The following is an 18,277-nucleotide window of genomic DNA, read 5'->3' on the forward strand; positions in this document are numbered from 1 at the left end:
ATAATAGTATGGAGGTGATATAGTGCGTATAGAGAATGTGTTTATTAATAATTTTAAAAAAATAGAGAATTTAAACTTAAAGTTTAATACTGGATTTAATTTAATTATTGGTGACAATAGTTCTGGTAAGACTTCTATTCTTGAAGCAATATCTGTGGCGTTGGGAGGCTTCTTAGCTGGAATCGACAATATTTCTACTATTCATTTTAATAAAGATGAGATTCGTAGAATAAGTAATTGGACAGGTGATGGTTCTTATAATATTCAATATAGTACACCTATACAAGTTCAATGTGATTTAATATTAGATAATGAAAAATTCTCTTTTACTAGAAAAAAGAATAGTATTAAAAGTTCTCGTACCACTATTGAACCAAGAGATATTTGTAGGAAAGCTGCATTGTTAGCAGGAGCAGGAAATGATACTTCTGAATTACCAATTATTAGTTATCAAAGTGCCGCAAGAATGTGGTCTCAAAAAAAAGACAAATGGAATGATCCATTTCAAGACGATTTTTCAAGGGTAGTTGGTTACACTGACTGCTTAGATGAATCGTCAAATACAAAGATGCTAACTAATTGGTGTAAAAAAATGGAGCAAATTTCTTGGCAGTTAGACAAAAAAATAGGGGAATATGAAAGTGCTAAATCTGCAATTTCACGTTTTATTACCTTTATGACAAATCCCGAAGATACAATAGCTCCGTCATCAGAAGCACAAGTTTTTTATGATAAAAGATCAGAGGAATTAATGTGTATAATTGAAGATGATGTTTTACCATTAAGATTTTTAAGTGCTGGATATCGTTCTATGATTGGAATGGTTTTAGATATTGCCTGTAGGATGTCTATACTTAATCCCAATTTATTAGATAAAACATATATGACAAATGGTATTGTATTAATTGATGAGTTAGACTTGCATTTACATCCTAAGTGGCAATGGAAAATAATTGCGGCTTTAGAAAAAACATTCCCTAATGTTCAATTCATAGCAACAACACATTCATCAATTATATTATCGTCATTTAAGGGGGAGCATATTATATCACTTAATAAAGACGGTGAAATTGAATATAAGAAACCGGCTTATGGTTATCAAATAAATGACGTTTTAAGTGTTTTACAAGATTCAACTATGAGAGTTCCTTCGATACAGTCTGATTTTGTTAAATTTTATAATGCAATTGAATGTCATAATTTACAACTTGCTGAAAATTATTTAAACGAATTAAAACAAAAACTATCAGAAAATGATCCTGATATTACAGGAGCGCAAACAACTCTTGATTTAGAAAAAATGAATGAATGAGGTTTCTTTATGTTTTATATTATAAAAGGGAAAGAGCCTGTGTCCCTTACAAAATATAAAAAAGAAAAATTTGCTTATTTTGACGGATTTCGTAATAAAGATGATATACGTCATGCATTATTACAAGAGCAGGGTTATTTATGTGCATATTGCATGAGACGTATAAATTACTCAGATGATTTAACTATAGAACATTATATACCTCAATCTAAACTAGATAGAATTGGTGCATTGAATTATCAAATAATGTTAGGCGTATGTAAAACAGATAGGAATTGTGAATTTAAAAACCAAACTTGCGATTCCCACCGAAGGAACTGTGACTTAACAATTAATCCTTGGATTCAGTCTTCTATTAATGAGATTGAATATGAAGAACATACGGGTAAGATAACATCTAAAAACAATAGAATAAAAATAGATTTGGAAGTAACTTTAAACTTAAACTGTCTTGAATCAAGATTACCATTAAATAGGAAAGCTGCGCTTGACAGTTTAAAATCATTTATAAGTAAACAGTACAAATGTGGAACATGGACAACAACAATTTTAAGAAAAATAAAAGACTATTATACAGAAAAAGATACTAATGGAAAATATAAAGAGTATATTGGAATATTAATTTGGTACTTAGATAAGCGTTTACATAGTTAAAATAATAATAAATGTAAAACATTTAGAGATACCATTACTGGCATCTCTTTTTTATATTGTTGCCTGCCGTTTGGCGACGCATAAATTAACGGCTTGCTTATGATTGTCGCTTACCGTAAAGCGACGCATAAATATGCGGTTAGAAATAAATACCGCTGACCGATATGCGGTATATAAATGGTTGGGTCGAAAGTTTACCGCTAAACTGTGCAACAGGAATCTTGTAGCTTAGCTATGAGAGGTTTGATGAGCCATGATCACATAATCATCTTGTCGTTTACTTGATTTAATTGACATTATATGTTATAATTTCAATGTAAATTTTTGTATTGGAGAGATGAAAATGTGTAATAAAACAAACAATAATAATGATAATAGCCCCATTAAACAAGAAAATGACAAAAACAGAGGAAGACAACAAGTTGAAATAAATACGGCTGAAATTATTAGACACTCACAAGAACCTACAAATTCTTTATCAAAACCAAGACCATCGGAGGATGGCGAATAAAATGAGGTGATTTTATTTTAGAATTTTTTAAAGAGATTTCTTTAAGTGAGATATTTTTATATTTTACAAGCGGTTATATTTTTACGCAAATATTTCACTTTATTGTTGCAAACAAAAAGGTTATAGATCAGCAACATATTTTGACACGTTCTATTATTTGTGGATATATACTAACACTGTTTTATAAAATTATACCCAGTATCACATACAATAATGCTGTTCTTGATACAATGTTATTTTTAATAATATGTGCAATTGCCGGTTATATCACTGCTCAATTTTATGTAAGCAAGTGGATGAGATGGATTTTAAAGAAATTGAAAATTAAGTCTACTATTAATGAATATATTTGGCGAGATATAGAAGATAAAGATAATGGTTTATGGGTTAAGGTTGTATCTAAAGAATGTAATTTTGATATATATGGACAACTTGTTTTGTTTGAGCAATTTGAACGCAAACCGATTATTGTGCTTAATCGTTATATATATCGAAATTACAGTGACAAAAAAATAATTAAAGATTTTGACACAGTGCCAACGAAAAGAATTGTTATTGATACCTCTAAATGTGATGTAATAGAATTAACTTACGATAAAAATAGCGATAATATTAAAAATCATGTTCAAGAAAGATGTGTGAGAGTATAACTTTAAATTATTATTTTGAGCAAAATGCTACATTTTGTTATAATATTTTTGTAGAATTTACCAGTGTTATTTTATATTGATTTGTGCTATAATAATAATGTAGAAATATATGAGGTTACGAAGCCTACCAAAATCGTATTAATAGAGGTTACGAAGCCTACCAAAATCGTATTAATAGAGGTTACGAAGCCTACCAAAATCGTATTAATAGAGGCAGACCTTGTGTCTGTCTTTATTCTTGGGGATATACATATGATATGGATAGATGTAAATGCAAATTATCTTGATTATTTAAGAAAATTTGAAGACAGAATACCTAAAACTGATTATGGAGAAAACAAATACAAGCCATTCTTTGGTGTTTTGTTTGAAGCAGAAGATTTATGCTACATAACACAAGTATCTCATCCTCAACTTCGGCATAATAAATTAAAAAACCAATTAGACTTTTATAAAATATATGACCCCAAAAAACTTAATAGACTTATTGCTGTTGTTAATTTAAACTATATGTTCCCTATCCCTAAGTCTGAGATTTATCCGGTTACAGTCTCAAATATCGAACAGCATCGCACATTTAAGTCGGACAAAGAAAAAAGTCAATATGTAGATTTGTTAAAGCGTGAAATGAAATATATCGACACTTTGAATTTGCCCGAAAAGGCCAAAAAGATTTATAATCTTAAATATAATCACCCCACTAACAAAATTTCAGTACGTTGTATTGACTTTAAACGAATGGAACACTTAGCTCACGACTATATTTTAACATTAGATGAGCGGCTAAAGGGATTTCAAGGGCAATATACCTTTAAAGAAGCTGATTTTGGTAAACCTGTAGGAAATGAAATATGGTAAAAAATTTTTAGAAATAGTTGCATTTATCTATAAATTGTCATATAATTATAATAAGGATATACCATCTTATTAAAATATTTAATTTCTATAATGATTTGCTAATTAAATTAGTGGAATTTAACACTTGTATTTTTGTTTAAAATGATGTATAATAAGTATGAGCCTAATATAAGTGGGTTTCAAATGTTTGTTGCTACTCGATATGCAACTAAAAAAAGGTCGAGTTCAAATGTTTAGAACTCTATAATAATTTTATGATATAATAGTTATAGAAAATAAAGGTGTGGAAACCCAAGACGGTTGCCACGCACAATTAGTTTAACAAATTTTTATATGCAGTTTATCTTTTAGATAAACTACGAAACTTGTCAGCTATCTGTTGCCGCAGATGGCTACAAAAAAAGAACGAGAAGCCAAGACGATTGACCCTCGTGTATAAGTTAAAGAATAACCGCTACATTTGGACGTGTGGGCGGTTATTTCTTTTTGCTAAATATAGTATAACAAAGACCAATGATACCAACAATCAGGGTCGTAAAAATAAACAATCCATCATATGTAACCATGGCACCCCTCCTTTCCAGAGGGGAAAGAAACCCTAAGAAACCCTCTATTGCATAGAAGGTCAACCGCCTATATCGTCTATGAAGATGAGTAAAAGTTCAACGATGCTCCTCGTTCCAAACGGCATTGTATCACATGCTGTTATATTTTGTCAAGATTTGAGTAAGGTTATAAAAAATTTTTTTCAAAAAACTCTTGACTTTTTGCGTTCCAAATATTATAATTAATTTATGGAACACAGAAAGTGAGGTGAACAAGCTGAGTCCACGAACAGGCAGACCAAAAAGTGAAAATCCCAAAAATATTGATTTAAAAGTTCGTATTGACGAAACAACGAATCGGCAATTGGTTGATTATTGTAAAACTCATAATATAACACGAACAGAGGCTATTAGGATGGGTATTCACTTGATTTTGTCTACAAAATAAAAAATATGGTGTAACATAACTTTTAGCGGAGCAGTTACACCATACGCAGTGAGGATTTATATAATATAAATCTCTTCTATATTATATAATACCTCAAATTAAATGTCAATACGAATGGAGGTATTTATAAATGAAAACTGAAATTTCAACTTTTAGTAATGAGAAGTTTGGTAAAATCAGAACTGTGTATCAAAATGAAAATGTGTGGTTTATTGCATCTGATGTATGCAATATTTTAGAATTGACAAATACAACTGTTGCAATGAATGGATTAGAAGATTTTGAAAAGGCTAAGTTAAACTTAGGGTTATGTGGTGGTAACACTAACATTATTTCTGAAAGTGGTTTTTACACACTTGTTTTACGTAGTCGTAAACCAATAGCAAAACCTTTTAGGCTGTGGGTTACACAAGAGGTTCTACCTAGTATTCGTAAACACGGGGCATATATTCAACCGCAAAGAGAATCAGAAGCTATAGACTATTACTTTCCTAATTTCTCTGATGGACTTAAGCTTTCAATGGTTAAAGAGCTTCAGCAAAAGAATGCTCAACTACAAGAGTTCTATGATGATTTATTAAGCACAGATGGACTACTGGATATGAATACTGTAGCAAAAGAACTGGAAATCGGCGAATATGCTTTGTTTGCTTATTTACGTGGTAAGAAAATCTTATTCTACAACAAAGATATGGTTAATGTTCCATATGAACGTTTTCGCAAAGAGGGCAAATTTAAGGTGAAAGAAACTCCATGCCATGATGGAAAAACAAGAAACGTTACTTATGTCACTCGTAAAGGTCTTGATTATATCAGAAAGACTATGCGGAAAGATGGAATGTTGGGGGTGGCAAAATGAAAACATATAAAGAATTGTTGGCAATTGCTAAACCTTTCATTCAAGCGTCTTCACAAATTCCACACGATCCATTATCGTTGTGTAAAAAACTAGGGATTGTTTATAAGTGTAAAATGCAGTATGAGGAAGATTTTAATGGAGTTAATCCTCTTGTTAACTTCCCCGCTATTCTGTGTAAAAAAGGTAATGGACAATATATAATTTATATAGATGAATCAAGTAAATATTGGAGATTTTACTTTTTTCACGAGATTGCTCATTTTCTATTAAAACATGATTTTGATTCTTTGGAAAATGAACAAGAAGCAAATATGTTAGCCTGTATATTAATAGCTCCAATGAGTAAATTGCCAGCATCTTTAAAATCCGTGCAGGATTTGATGTATCTTGCAGGATTGCCTATTGGACGAGCAGAAGAATATTGGCAAGCACTTATTGAAAACGGATATGGGACAGAAAAATTAATGTCTCACTCGGTAAAAGAACTATTAAATATGTCGTTGTATGAACTCTGTGTCGAGTTAACAAAATGAATTATAAGACAAAAAATAGGCCATGTTAATGGTCTATTTTTGTATTTAAAATAACTATGAAAGAGAGAAAATATTATGAAAAGATTTATTTTTAAATTAAGACAAATTCTTCCGTTTATGTATTGGAGTAAGTTCACTACTCCAGATGGTAAAAAACACATAACCATCTGGAGACAGTGTTTTTGTAAACCATTTAACATTAAACAGTTTACTTTAGCGGATTAGTTATATTCAGTTCCGCCGCATTTAGGGCAAGGTGGCATTGTGTCGCTATCATCGTCAAGTGTCACCTGTTGCCCACAATTAGTACATGTGTATGTACCTTCACCTGGTTTTTCACCTGTTGTTGGCATACTACTTTCCTCCTTACCGTATATGATTTTATTTTAATCTATATTTTTCGAAAGTAGGTGATCATATATTTGCTAATGATCATGGTAAAATTTTATTTTTAGTTATTGAAATAATGCAGTTATTGTATAAATATGGCTGTACCTATAATAATGCAGAAACCATCTTAGCTATTGTAATTAATACAATTAAGCAGCAACGCGAGGAACTTGAATATAATTCTATTGACGATTTTATAAATGAAAATAAAACTCATGTTGCTGATAATGATATAGTCAAGCCATTAAATCATGTTGATGGTTTATGTTAGTTTTTTGCTTTAATTTAAATTATTTGAAAGGGTTGATTAATTTGAATATTATTTATAAGCCACGTAATTCCGGCAAGACCACTGACTTAATCAAAATATCTGCCGAAAAAAATATTCCTATTTTATGTTTTAGTAGCAGTATATCGTCGTACATTATTAGTCTTGCAAAAGAATTAAATTTACGTATCCCTAAACCAATTGCACTCCATGATTATGCAAATCATGTAGTTGATAATGTTATTATAGACGATGCAGAATATGTATTACAGTGTTTGCTCAATTCAAATATAGAGGCTATGAGTATTACTCATGTATGAACAATGATTAAAGTTTATTTTTTATATCGATTAACAAATATATAATTTTAAAAATTCCTCCCATGAATAAAGATGATATGAATACCGAGATGCCTCCTATTATAGACATAGTGTCCCCATCCAAAAGACCAACAAAAAATGTGAGAATCCCTATTAGAAATAAATAACGCAAGTAAATCCCAGAGCAGAACCTATAAAGCCAAGACCTTCAGAAGGGTTAGTCGCTCGTAATCCGTTTGGGTGGCTCTTTTCAATTTCTATTAATGTATTTGCTAATCCCATATCTGTTTCTGTAGAAATAAATTCTGATGACTTTAGTTCTCCTTTTGTCCATTTATCAATTTTATTTGAACAGCTGTTACATACATTAAAGGATTTCTCGTTTAAAACGCAATCTTTATATATGTCAAAAACTCTTATTTCATTACCACAACAATCACACTTTGACATATGTATCATCCTTTCTAAATGCCGGAAATTATGAGATTATCAATTACCATAACGTTCACTATATGTTTTCGCAGCTTCTCTTATTTCTTCCATAAGTTTATAATCGTCATCACATGGTTTACACCTACTTGTCCATGCAATACTACTTGTATCTGTAGAATTTGTAAAAGTTTTTCCACAACGTGAACATTTATATTCTTTGTTTGTGGTGCTACTACAAGATCCAATTCCTACCAATACAAAAATGACAATTATAACAGTTATAATTGTATTGATTTTCCCATTTTCCATTATATATTCCTCCCATTAAAATTTATGGTTACAATCATTGCATTGATATTTACTTATAACCTTGTTTGCTGCAAATGCACCCCAAAGAGCAACTGACATTGCTTTACTTGCTCCGCTAATTACTCTGGTGTTTGCGCTTCCACATTTGGGGCATCTTATAGCGGTATCAATAGGACAACCGCAATTTGGGCAAGTTTTAGCTTTGTCTGATACCTCTTTCCCACATTCTTTACATTTAATTAAAGCCATAATTATTCTCCTTCCATAACTTTTATTTTGTGTATAATTATATCATACTTTTACAATATTTTCAAAAACAAGTTTATTTGAAACAAATAGTCACATATTGTGTCGTTTTTTTGTATATTATATGCCAATATCCCAAAAGTATTGACAGATAATTAGTCTGATATTAAAAACCATCCCGAAAAATATAGTATCGTGGATAAAAACACCTACAGGTGCTATAACGGCAACAATAACAGGTGTAATGTTTTTATGGAAAGCAATTGAAACACTTCAACATAAAAATGAGGAAGCGGCAAGGGTTTCAAGAGAATTAGCAGATGAAGAGGTTGAAAATCGTCAAGAACAATTATCTTCTCTTGAAGAACTTCAAAAAAAACTAGTATCAACTGGCGGTGACAAACAAGCATTAGCACAGATACAAAATGAATTAAATGATGCAATTGGCGAAACACCTGGATTGCTAAATGATGAATCTAATGCTTATGAATCTGCGACAAAAAAATTGTGGGCAAAAATTGAAGCAGAAAAAGCAGCGTTAAAAGTTTCAAAAATGAGGCAAAAGGAAGCTGCTAGAGACCAATTTAATTCCAATGTAGGCAATACTTCATATAATCCGTTTGATTTTTCTGCTGAAGACATGAGAGCTATAGCATGGGATAATTCATATAGCGAAGAAAGTGCTACACATTTTTATGCTAAAAGACAATTAGGGAACAATCTTGTCATAGGTAGGAAAATTAGTAAAGAAGAATGGGCAAATTTTTGGAAAGAGCAAGTAGAGTATGCTAAAATTTCATGGGAAGATGTAGTTTCTGAATATTCTGGAACTGGTGGTAAAAGTTTTGCAGAAGGTATTTTAGAAACACTTGTTACATCTGGTTATGGGGATAAAGATATAGATAGGTTGTTGCCACAATTATTAGACAACGATGAATTTACTAAGGCTATAGATGAGTATCTATCAAGTTTATCTGACCCTAATAAGAATAGTGACAGTGCAAAGAAAAATGTTGAACAAATTATTGAATCCATTTCAAATCAATTTCCTAAATTAAATAAGTTTTTAGATGATTATTGGTATAATCTTGTTTCCGGTAGCGAAAATGCTAAAGATAGCATAGATAATTTCATAGAAAACTACGAAGCAAAATTAAAATCTCTTAATGAAGAACTTGATAAAATTCAGTCTGCATATCAGACAGTAGCTGCCGCTATTGAAGAGTATAACGAAAATGGCTATTTATCTGTTGACACATATCAAAAGCTATTAGAACTTGCCCCTGAATACATGTCAATGTTAATGGATGAAAGTGGTAATTTAACATTAACAAAAGAGTCTTGGAGACTTTTAACTGAGGCTAAAATCCGTGACATGTATCAGACACAAGCAAATCAATATATTGAAAGCATAAAGGCGGCTGCCGACAGTGGTAATCTTGAACAGCTTGATAAATTAACACAAGGTTATAAAAATCTTGCTGAAGCTAAAGTTATTGATTATAAGGCTACATTAGCAACGCTAAACCTTACTGATGAACAAAGAGCCGGAGCTGAAGCTTATTTATCTGGTTTAGAAAAGGCGATGAATCAAACCATTGCAGGGCTGGGGAAAGGTGGAATGGGCGGAGGCTCAAACACTGCCAAAAAACAAGAAGACCTTGCAAAACAAGTTCGTGAAAAAGAAAAGCAGATTGAGGAAGCATGGGAAAAGGAACGTCTTGAACAGTTAAAAGATGATCTTGAAAAGCGTAAAAATGAGATAGAAAAATACAAAAACTATATTGAGACGCTTGACTTTGGGCTTGGTATAATAGAAACTAGCGATTATTCTGGTAAAATTGATTTGCTTAGTCAAAAGTATGCAAAAATATCAGATTATACACATCAATTAAATGATGAATTGTCGCGTGTTTTAGAAATGCCATATAAAACCGCATCTGAAGCGCAGGAAATTGCAAATCGTGTAAAGGAAATTGGTTCTGAATTAACTAACAACAAGAAGATATTAAAAGAGACAATTGTTGAAATGCAAAAAGCTCGTATTGAAGCGACACGAGCAGCTACGATTGACATTACTAACGGTTTGGCCGAAGGGTTAGAACGTACAATGTGGGCGTTTGATCAATTAGAAAATCCATATAATAGAACAAATGACTTTTTAGATTCTATGATGTCGTTTGATTCATTATTTGGTGAAGTTTCTGAATTAGATAAGGAACTTGAGAAAAAGAAACAGCACGATAAAGCGTTAATTGCAGAAGAACAAGCCACACAAGATACCATTCATCAAATTGTTACTGATGCTTTAGAACTGCAAGCGGAAGAAAATGCAAAAACCAGAGCTGAAGAACGAGCTAAATTGGAAGAGGAACTTGCTGAAATTTCCAAAGAGTATAAGGCTACATTAGATACTGCTGCTACTAATACTGAAAATACAAAAAATAAAATTACTGGTAGTTTTAACTCGGTTGCTGATAGTGCTGGAACCATGCAGCAAAATGTTGAGACACATTTTGGAAACATGGAAACAAGTGTTACGACCCATGTTGATAATACTATTACAAAGATTGATGAGTTAAAAGAAAAATTAGCTGATGCCAATTCTTCAACTTTTAATCCAAATAATAGTACTCCAAACGCAATAGCAAAGTCGCTTGTTCCTGATTACAAAAGAATTTCAAGCCCTTATGGAATGAGGAAACACCCAATAACAGGTGAGACTAAAATGCATAATGGCATTGATATTGCAGCCGACGAAGGAACTGATATTAAAGCCGCAGCCAGCGGAACTGTTTTGTTGGCTGGTAATAATGGTGGCTATGGTAATTGTGTTATCATTTCACATAGTGATGGAACTCAAACACTTTACGGCCATGCTTCAAAGCTTTTGGTATCGGCAGGGCAGAAAGTAGAAAAGGGTCAGGTCATTGCAAAGGTGGGTTCTACGGGCAATTCCACCGGAAACCACCTACATTTTGAAACTAGAATAAATGGTAAAAGTTATGATCCAACATTTTGGGCTTCAACTCACGCTAATGGCACAAAAGATTTTGGAATTGCCGGAGAGAATTATAAGAAAGAATACGCAATTAACAAAAAAACTGGTGAATGGTCTGTTATTGACTCCCCTACTCTATTTGATAAAGACAAATTTGAAATTGTAGGAGAAGATGTATCTGAGAAGATAGATAAGCCGATTGATACATTTGCAAAAGGAACGATTGTTCTTCCAGAAGGTCTTGGGAAATATTATACTTATGAAGCATGGAATAGAAAAGAACAAGGGAAAACAAACTGGAACAAAGATTCCCTGCAAAGAAAGTTGGTAGATGTATCAACAGAGAAAAAAGACCATTGGTTTAATGCAGAAGGTTATGGACTTGTTGCAAATAGATACGTCGTTGCTGTCACAGATACATTTGGCAGTGTTGGTGACTATATTAATATTTATAATGCTGACGGAACAATTATTCCGGCGGTTATTGGTGATATTAAAAATCAGTCTGACGCAGGTGCTAATAAATGGGGGCATGACAACGGAGCCAGTGTTGTTGAATTTATGACGAATTGGGGGAAAGGACATTCCAACCCCAAAGGCAACGGCGGCGTATTAAAAATTGAAAATATAGGTAACTATTTTGATAATCCAGAATTGGCGGCAAACACAAAAATAGTTTCTGATAATACCCAAGCATTAGACGAAAATACAAAAATAACGGAAGAGAGCGTAGACACTAACCCATTTTCTGATGCTAATATTAGTAAAACGGTTTCTGAAATTGAAGCTTTAGGGCAACTGAATAAGGATAAATCGGATAGTTATAGAAGGAATCGGGCTTCTGAGATAAATTATGCAAGAATTAATTATGAATTAAGCGACATTGAATTTTATACTCAACAAAAAGATTTAATTGAAACTCTTTTAAATGGCAATGACGATATTCTTGGCTTTTATGATATGGAAAAAGAGGCCATTGAAAAATGGGGAGCGGCAATTCAAGAAGCAAGAGATTCAGGTGCGACGCAAGAAGCAATTGACGCTTTAGAACAAGCTATGCAAGATGAATTAACATCATTTAAGGAGTTAATTACGAATCAAACGGAAATACTTTATGAGTTTGATAAAAAGATAGCTGAAAAAAAGGTAAACGACTCTAAAAAATGGTGGAATTCTATTGTTGCCGGATTTGATAACGAGCAAATTTATCGAGATAAGCGTGTTGATGATTTGGCAAGTCTTGAATCTTTAACGGAAGACCCGATCGCAAAAGCCATTCTAAGAAACAGAAAATATAAAGAAAATCAAGATACTGTAAATTATTCTAAAGCTTCTCAAAAGGCAAACGGCGAACAGCGCGATGCTGTGATGGCACAATTGTTCCGATTTTTAGACGGGAATGCTATTACCGATATAAACGGTGTAAAGTTAAATCCTACAGATTGGTTTAACATTGATGGAAGTATTTCAGATGAATTTGAACGGGATATGAAGGATATCATATCACGATATGGAGAAGCGGTTGACACTGAAATACGTGGGCTTGTTGAAGGCATTTCGATTTTTGGACAAGCAATTAATAATAATATTGAGGCCGGTAAAAAAGCGCAAAATGAATTGTATGCTTCAGACCAAGAAAGAAAACAAGAATTTATAAACGCTGTACAAAAAGCCATTGATATTGAAACGAAAGCTATTGAAAAACAAAAAGAGAATTTAAATGAGCAAATCACTTATTATAATTCTTTAAATACTCTTCTTTCAAAATACTATTCTGTAACCAATAGCATTACAGAAGCACATCATAACATTAACAAAGAATTGAAAGCTGCACAAACGTCCTATAAATATCTTGATGCGCAAACCCGTCTGTTGTTATTTAACGAAAAGGATTATATTGCGTTAACAAAAGAGCTAAACGATATTCAGGTTAAAGCAAATAATTTAAAAAGTCGCTATGAATATGATTTGCAACACGCTCAGAAAGAAGATATTGCTGAAATAACAAACAACTATGAAAGACAGTATGATTTGTTAATGAAACAATATGAAATTTCTAAAGCACAGTTGGAAGTTGATAAAAAGCGCACTCAGTTAAATAATATTTTAAATGAACGTAACGTCAGAATGTTTGTTAACGGGCAATGGCAATGGGTGGCAAATACACAAGATGTTATAAATGCGCAGAATGATTTAGAAGACGCGAAGTATTCTCTATCTAATGCTGAAACACAGAAATACCAAACCGGCGAAACAAATAAGTTATCTGCAAAGACAGACGATTTAAGTACGCAAATTAATTATTTAGATTCTCAGATAACCGAAATTAACGACCGTTGGAATAAAATAACGGAAATTGCAGAAGGCGGCGTTTTATCTGTTAGTCAGGCGTGGTCTGATTTGGTATTGACAGACAGTGAATATTTAGATAGTTTTGTTTCTGATATTACCAGTGCCTTTAGTCCTCTTTATGAAATGTTAACTGGCAAAAATTTTGTACCACTTCAGGAATATAAAGGGTATGAAAGAAGCATAGAACCCGAAAGTGGGTATCATAAGTCCGGATACGCCAAAATAGAAGAAGACGAGTCTTATAGTCGTAGCACGATTAATTCAGATGACTATGTTGTATTAACGCCTGATGATGTGGCTAAAAATCTCGGGATTACTCCGTTAACACAGCGAGATTATTCTAAACTGGTCGCTTCTCCACCAGATATAAAAGGGATTACGAAATCTTATCCTTTGCCTGAAACAACAAACAGGACAAACAATAATGTGACAAATGTTGATAACAGCGTGACAGTAAATGGTGTGAAATTATCAGAACAAGACTCAAAAGCTGTTAATGAAGCATTAAGGAGACATATAGCGATTCATTAATACGATGTGGTATGAGACTGTTCTTTTTGGGCAGTCTCTACTTTGTTTTTTTGATACAAAATTTGTTGAAAATAATAACTATTTGGTGTATAATGGAAAGGAAGTGATAATTGCTGAAAGGAAACAAAGACAAAATGATTGATCTGATAAAATACAAACAAAACAATCCTGTAAATTCGGAAGTTGAAGCTTTATTTGCGGTTACTATCCCAATACTAAGAGGAATACTATATTCTTTAAAAAGAGAAGTAGTTGCCGATGTTGGTGGTTACGATAATATATCTTTAAATTTATTGTCCCGTTTGTATCGTGAAGGAGACGGTGATTGTGGTATTTGTTTTGAATATGCAGTACATGATGCAATTGTCAACAATAATCCATTAGTTTTAGAACGCATTGATACAGTATTGCAGAAATTTTGTAAAATTAAACAAGGTTCTCCTACATCTATATTATTTGGGGCTGAAAAGAATGGAGCCATGCAGTTAATTGAAACTGTAAATGAGCATTTAACGGATGAATCTGCATTATTAACTGGAACAAAAGGTCAACCAATAAAATTAAAGAAACATATACAAGGTGTTATTAATGCATTTAGAAAACCTTCTGAAAGAGAAAAATTACCCAATAGTATTAACGGTTTATGGAAGGCTGATTTATTTGTGGGGAAGTCGGAGCCTGATAAATGGATTGGAACAACTGTAAAAATAAACCCTTCATTATTAGAAGCAGCAAGGGGACTTAGGATGGCAATAGTCCCTGCAAAGCAAGGGAAAAATGACAAAATATATTTACACGAAACAAAAAATTTGATTGTGTGTCCTTTACCATATGACCATTCATTTACAGAAATATTTTACAGAGCTTGGTTATCAGTAAAATATTTTATGAATTGCGGGGCGAATTTACCGCCGGAATCTTTGTTGCCATATGGTGCAGATAGATTTGTTTGTAAGTTTATGGTCGAGAGAAATAAGTTCACTGTTAACGAAGTGTTAAATGCAATGGATATAGTGAAACAACCTTATCTTTTAGATACAGAAGAAAAAGAAGCAAAGGTAACTGCTACTTTTGAGCAAAATGCATTAAATACATTGGTTGCACCAATGTCTATAAAATAAGGCATGGTTCACATCAATATGCTTGATTGATTTACTAAAATATGTTATACTATTTCTATAAACTTATAGCGTGAGGAGTGATTTTTTTTGATTAATATTGTTAATCCATATACTCCGGGGTCTGGACGTATTCCCGGCTATTTAGCGGGAAGGGATTCAATCATTGAGGAAGCCAAGAGATGTATTGTATCAACTCAAGCCCAGTTCCCTGAAAGGTCAATTGCATATTACGGATTACGCGGAGTGGGTAAAACTGTATTGCTCAACGCTATTGAAAATATTGCCGATGACTTAAATGTATTGTATGAGCATATTGAGATAAAAGAAAACAATTCTTTTATTAAGGATGTTTCAATCGCAAGCCAAAGATTGTTAAATCAGATGAGCTTTAAAGAAAATGCCAAAGATAAATTAAACAAAGTAATTGCCGCAATTAAACAACTGAGAGTTACAATTAATCCGGCTGATAATACTCCATCAGCAGAGATAGCTGATTTAACTATACCTGATAGCCTTTCTAATGATGTAACAGAACTTTTTGTATCATTGGGAAAACTTGCATTTGACACTGGGAACACTATTTGTTTTTTTATAGATGAAATTCAATACGTTGAAGACGAGCAATTGGAGGCATTATTAATGGCTCTCCATCGAGTCAATCAATTACGTTTGCCAATTTTAGTTTTCTGTGCAGGACTTCCTAAGATACTTAAAACTTTTGGAGATATTAAATCCTATTCTGAAAGATTGTTTCAATATACACAAATTGATTCTTTGAAAAACAATGATGCTATTAATGCGATAATTGAACCGGCTAAACCATTTAATGTGAAATATACGGAAGGTGCTATTGCTGAAATATTATTGGCTACTGGATGTTATCCATATTTCCTTCAAGAGCTTTGCAGTACCATATGGAGCATTTATGATAAAAACATAATACAGAAAGATGATGTAATATCTGCGATACCATATTCTCTTGAGAATCTTGATAATAGTTTTTTTCAAATAAGATTTGAAAGGTGTACAGAAACTGAAAGAAAATTTATGTATGCTATGGTAAAATGCGGCGAGCTTCCTTGTACCATAGCTAATGTTGCACGAATAATGAACCGAAATGTGAAAAGTATATCTCCTATTAGAGCACAGTTAATCAATAAAGGGTTAATATATTCTACTGGGTATGCGGAGATTGATTTTACTGTCCCAAAGTTTGATGATTTTTTGAAACGATTAAATCCTGAGATTAATGTTTGCTTAAATAGATAATGTGACGATGCTTTAGAGATAGAAATATTTATTTTATAATATTGCTATTAAAGCTTTGGGGGATAAAAATGAGATTAATAAACATGTACTATCTAATAAAAGATAACTATTTTGCAATTTTAGATTTAGACTTTAAAATAATGTCGGGGAATATTTCGGATAGTGAGGATAGCCTATTACTGTGGTTAAATGCTCAACAAGCTTTACGGAATTTAAAAAAAATTGGGTGTTTTAATGATATTATTAATGAAACTACTAATTTAATTAATAAAAAAGTTAACGATTCAAATGGTTCGGGGTTTAGTGCACTAGATTTTGAAACGATTCAATCAAACATTACATCATTATCAGATTATATGGATGGCGTTATAAGATTCTGTGAAGAACTTGATATTCATAATTTCAGACCGGGGTTTGACGTAAAATTCCCAGTTACTAAAAATTTTTCTGAGCTTACTGAATACGTTAATACCTTAAATAATGTTTTCACTCAATGTCCATATTTAAATATTAAAGATCAACAATTTGAGTTAGAATCATTTGATATTGGCGGGACATGGATGAAATTTTCTGTTGGTGCTGAATCTGAACCCATTTTTCGCAATTTGATTGTTATTTTAAATAGATGTACCAAAATAAAATTGCACATGTTAACTTGTAAACAACAAGAAGAGCAATATAACATATTAAGTATGCAAAATGATATGATAGAAAGTGTTAAAAAAGCAAATGAGGAAGCAACAAAGGCGTTAATTCAACAATCTTCTGATGATTTGCAAAAATATTTACCCCCATTAACTCCAGAAGAAATAAAGAACTTAAAAATTACTTTAACGGATTTATCAAATCTGTTAGCCAAAGGTATGGAATTTTATCCTTCAAAGGGAATGGTTAACTAATTATTATACTTATGTGAAATGATAATAAAAAAACTAACAAAATGTATTATATGATTTTGTTAAAATTAACAGTATTAATATAAATAATTTTATGATATAATAGTTATAGAAAATAAAGGTGTGGAAACCCAAGACGGTTGCCACAATGATACGACAAAACTTAAGATGAGATTATAAAATCTCAAATTTTAGTGAGCCATTCTGATTGCGGCAGACGGCTCACTTCTTCTTTTTGTTAATGAATTTATAAGCCACGTGGGCAAGAAAACCCGCGGTTTTAACCGCGCGGATGATAGCCCACATTTTTTAACTATATGTAGATAATATATTGACTAACATCTACATATATGCTATACTGTTAAGTATGAATAACGAATATAAACATACAAAGACAACAGTATCATTGATTAACTACCATTTTGTGTTCTGTCCGAGATATAGACGAAAAATATTCAATATCCCTGGAGTAGAACAGCGTTTCAAAGAACTTGTAATTGCTGAATGTGCCAAGTGCGATATTGAGATACTTGCTATGGAATGCCATATAGACCATGTACATATGTTTTTAAGTGTACTTCCTACTATGTCAATTCCAATTATCATGAAACAAATCAAAGGTGCTACATCACTTGTACTTAGAGAAGAATTTAAACAATTAAAATCTATGCCTTCTCTTTGGACTCGTAGCTATTTTGTAAGTACAGCAGGTAATGTTAGTTCTGAAACTATCAAATGGTATGTTGATACCCAAAAGACCAGACCATAGGAG

General features: G+C 32.2%; 16 protein-coding genes. 12 read left to right on the top strand and 4 right to left on the bottom strand.

The features are described from left to right. The first annotated feature begins 22 nt into the window (after nucleotides 1–22). The 7 genes from H8698_RS07675 (at nucleotide 23) to H8698_RS07710 (ending at nucleotide 6,370) form a co-directional block, all read left to right on the top strand. Nucleotides 23–1,312 (top strand): AAA family ATPase, encoded by a 1,290-nt coding sequence (locus tag H8698_RS07675; RefSeq protein ID WP_249312052.1) that lies wholly within the window; start codon nucleotides 23–25, stop codon nucleotides 1,310–1,312. A gap of 9 nt (nucleotides 1,313–1,321) precedes the next feature. Further along, nucleotides 1,322–1,966 (top strand): HNH endonuclease family protein, encoded by a 645-nt coding sequence (locus H8698_RS07680; protein WP_249312054.1) that lies wholly within the window; start codon nucleotides 1,322–1,324, stop codon nucleotides 1,964–1,966. 343 nt (nucleotides 1,967–2,309) lie between these two features. Beyond that, nucleotides 2,310–2,477, top strand: a complete 168-nt coding sequence (locus H8698_RS07685; protein WP_249312056.1) for a hypothetical protein — start codon at nucleotides 2,310–2,312, stop codon at nucleotides 2,475–2,477. A 140-nt stretch (nucleotides 2,478–2,617) separates the two neighbouring features. After that, nucleotides 2,618–3,127: a hypothetical protein gene (locus tag H8698_RS07690; RefSeq protein ID WP_249312061.1), complete on the top strand. Its 510-nt coding sequence runs from the start codon at nucleotides 2,618–2,620 to the stop codon at nucleotides 3,125–3,127. A gap of 252 nt (nucleotides 3,128–3,379) precedes the next feature. After that, complete coding sequence (locus H8698_RS07695) at nucleotides 3,380–3,985, top strand: type III toxin-antitoxin system ToxN/AbiQ family toxin (protein ID WP_249312070.1); 606 nt, start codon at nucleotides 3,380–3,382, stop codon at nucleotides 3,983–3,985. Nucleotides 3,986–5,108: 1,123 nt separating this feature from the next. Then, complete coding sequence (locus tag H8698_RS07705; RefSeq protein ID WP_249312079.1) at nucleotides 5,109–5,837, top strand: phage antirepressor KilAC domain-containing protein; 729 nt, start codon at nucleotides 5,109–5,111, stop codon at nucleotides 5,835–5,837. Next, on the top strand, nucleotides 5,834–6,370 hold the full coding sequence (locus tag H8698_RS07710; protein ID WP_249312082.1) for an ImmA/IrrE family metallo-endopeptidase: 537 nt from the start codon (nucleotides 5,834–5,836) through the stop codon (nucleotides 6,368–6,370). Before H8698_RS07705 ends, H8698_RS07710 begins: the two co-directional genes overlap by 4 nt. Nucleotides 6,371–6,591: 221 nt before the next feature. Here the strand turns inward: H8698_RS07710 and H8698_RS07715 are convergent, their stop codons facing one another. The 4 genes from H8698_RS07715 to H8698_RS07730 form a co-directional block, all read right to left on the bottom strand. After that, complete coding sequence (locus H8698_RS07715) at nucleotides 6,592–6,723, bottom strand: zinc ribbon-containing protein (protein ID WP_249312085.1); 132 nt, start codon at nucleotides 6,721–6,723, stop codon at nucleotides 6,592–6,594. A 778-nt stretch (nucleotides 6,724–7,501) separates the two neighbouring features. Beyond that, on the bottom strand, nucleotides 7,502–7,798 hold the full coding sequence (locus H8698_RS07720; protein ID WP_249312095.1) for a hypothetical protein: 297 nt from the start codon (nucleotides 7,796–7,798) through the stop codon (nucleotides 7,502–7,504). A 39-nt stretch (nucleotides 7,799–7,837) separates the two neighbouring features. Further along, complete coding sequence (locus H8698_RS07725) at nucleotides 7,838–8,089, bottom strand: hypothetical protein (RefSeq protein ID WP_249312097.1); 252 nt, start codon at nucleotides 8,087–8,089, stop codon at nucleotides 7,838–7,840. 15 nt (nucleotides 8,090–8,104) lie between these two features. After that, on the bottom strand, nucleotides 8,105–8,338 hold the full coding sequence (locus H8698_RS07730) for a zinc-ribbon domain-containing protein (protein WP_249312101.1): 234 nt from the start codon (nucleotides 8,336–8,338) through the stop codon (nucleotides 8,105–8,107). A 241-nt stretch (nucleotides 8,339–8,579) separates the two neighbouring features. Here H8698_RS07730 and H8698_RS07735 point away from each other — a divergent pair, with 241 nt between their 5' ends. The 5 genes from H8698_RS07735 (at nucleotide 8,580) to tnpA (ending at nucleotide 18,274) form a co-directional block, all read left to right on the top strand. Continuing rightward, on the top strand, nucleotides 8,580–14,219 hold the full coding sequence (locus H8698_RS07735; RefSeq protein ID WP_249312104.1) for a peptidoglycan DD-metalloendopeptidase family protein: 5,640 nt from the start codon (nucleotides 8,580–8,582) through the stop codon (nucleotides 14,217–14,219). 110 nt (nucleotides 14,220–14,329) lie between these two features. Beyond that, entirely contained in the window at nucleotides 14,330–15,340 is a 1,011-nt protein-coding gene (locus H8698_RS07740; protein WP_249312111.1) for a hypothetical protein, read from the top strand. Nucleotides 15,341–15,427: 87 nt separating this feature from the next. Continuing rightward, a complete protein-coding gene (locus tag H8698_RS07745) occupies nucleotides 15,428–16,609 on the top strand; it encodes an ATP-binding protein (protein ID WP_249312123.1) in 1,182 nt (393 codons plus the stop codon). Between the two features lie 68 nt (nucleotides 16,610–16,677). Further along, nucleotides 16,678–17,508 carry a hypothetical protein gene (locus tag H8698_RS07750; protein ID WP_249312124.1) on the top strand — a complete coding sequence of 277 codons (831 nt, stop codon included), beginning with the start codon at nucleotides 16,678–16,680 and terminating at the stop codon, nucleotides 17,506–17,508. Between the two features lie 364 nt (nucleotides 17,509–17,872). Next, nucleotides 17,873–18,274 carry an IS200/IS605 family transposase gene (gene tnpA, locus H8698_RS07755; RefSeq protein ID WP_249312142.1) on the top strand — a complete coding sequence of 134 codons (402 nt, stop codon included), beginning with the start codon at nucleotides 17,873–17,875 and terminating at the stop codon, nucleotides 18,272–18,274. Nucleotides 18,275–18,277 lie beyond the last annotated feature (3 nt).

Source organism: Congzhengia minquanensis (assembly GCF_014384785.1).
GTDB classification, from domain to species: domain Bacteria; phylum Bacillota; class Clostridia; order UBA1381; family UBA9506; genus Congzhengia; species Congzhengia minquanensis.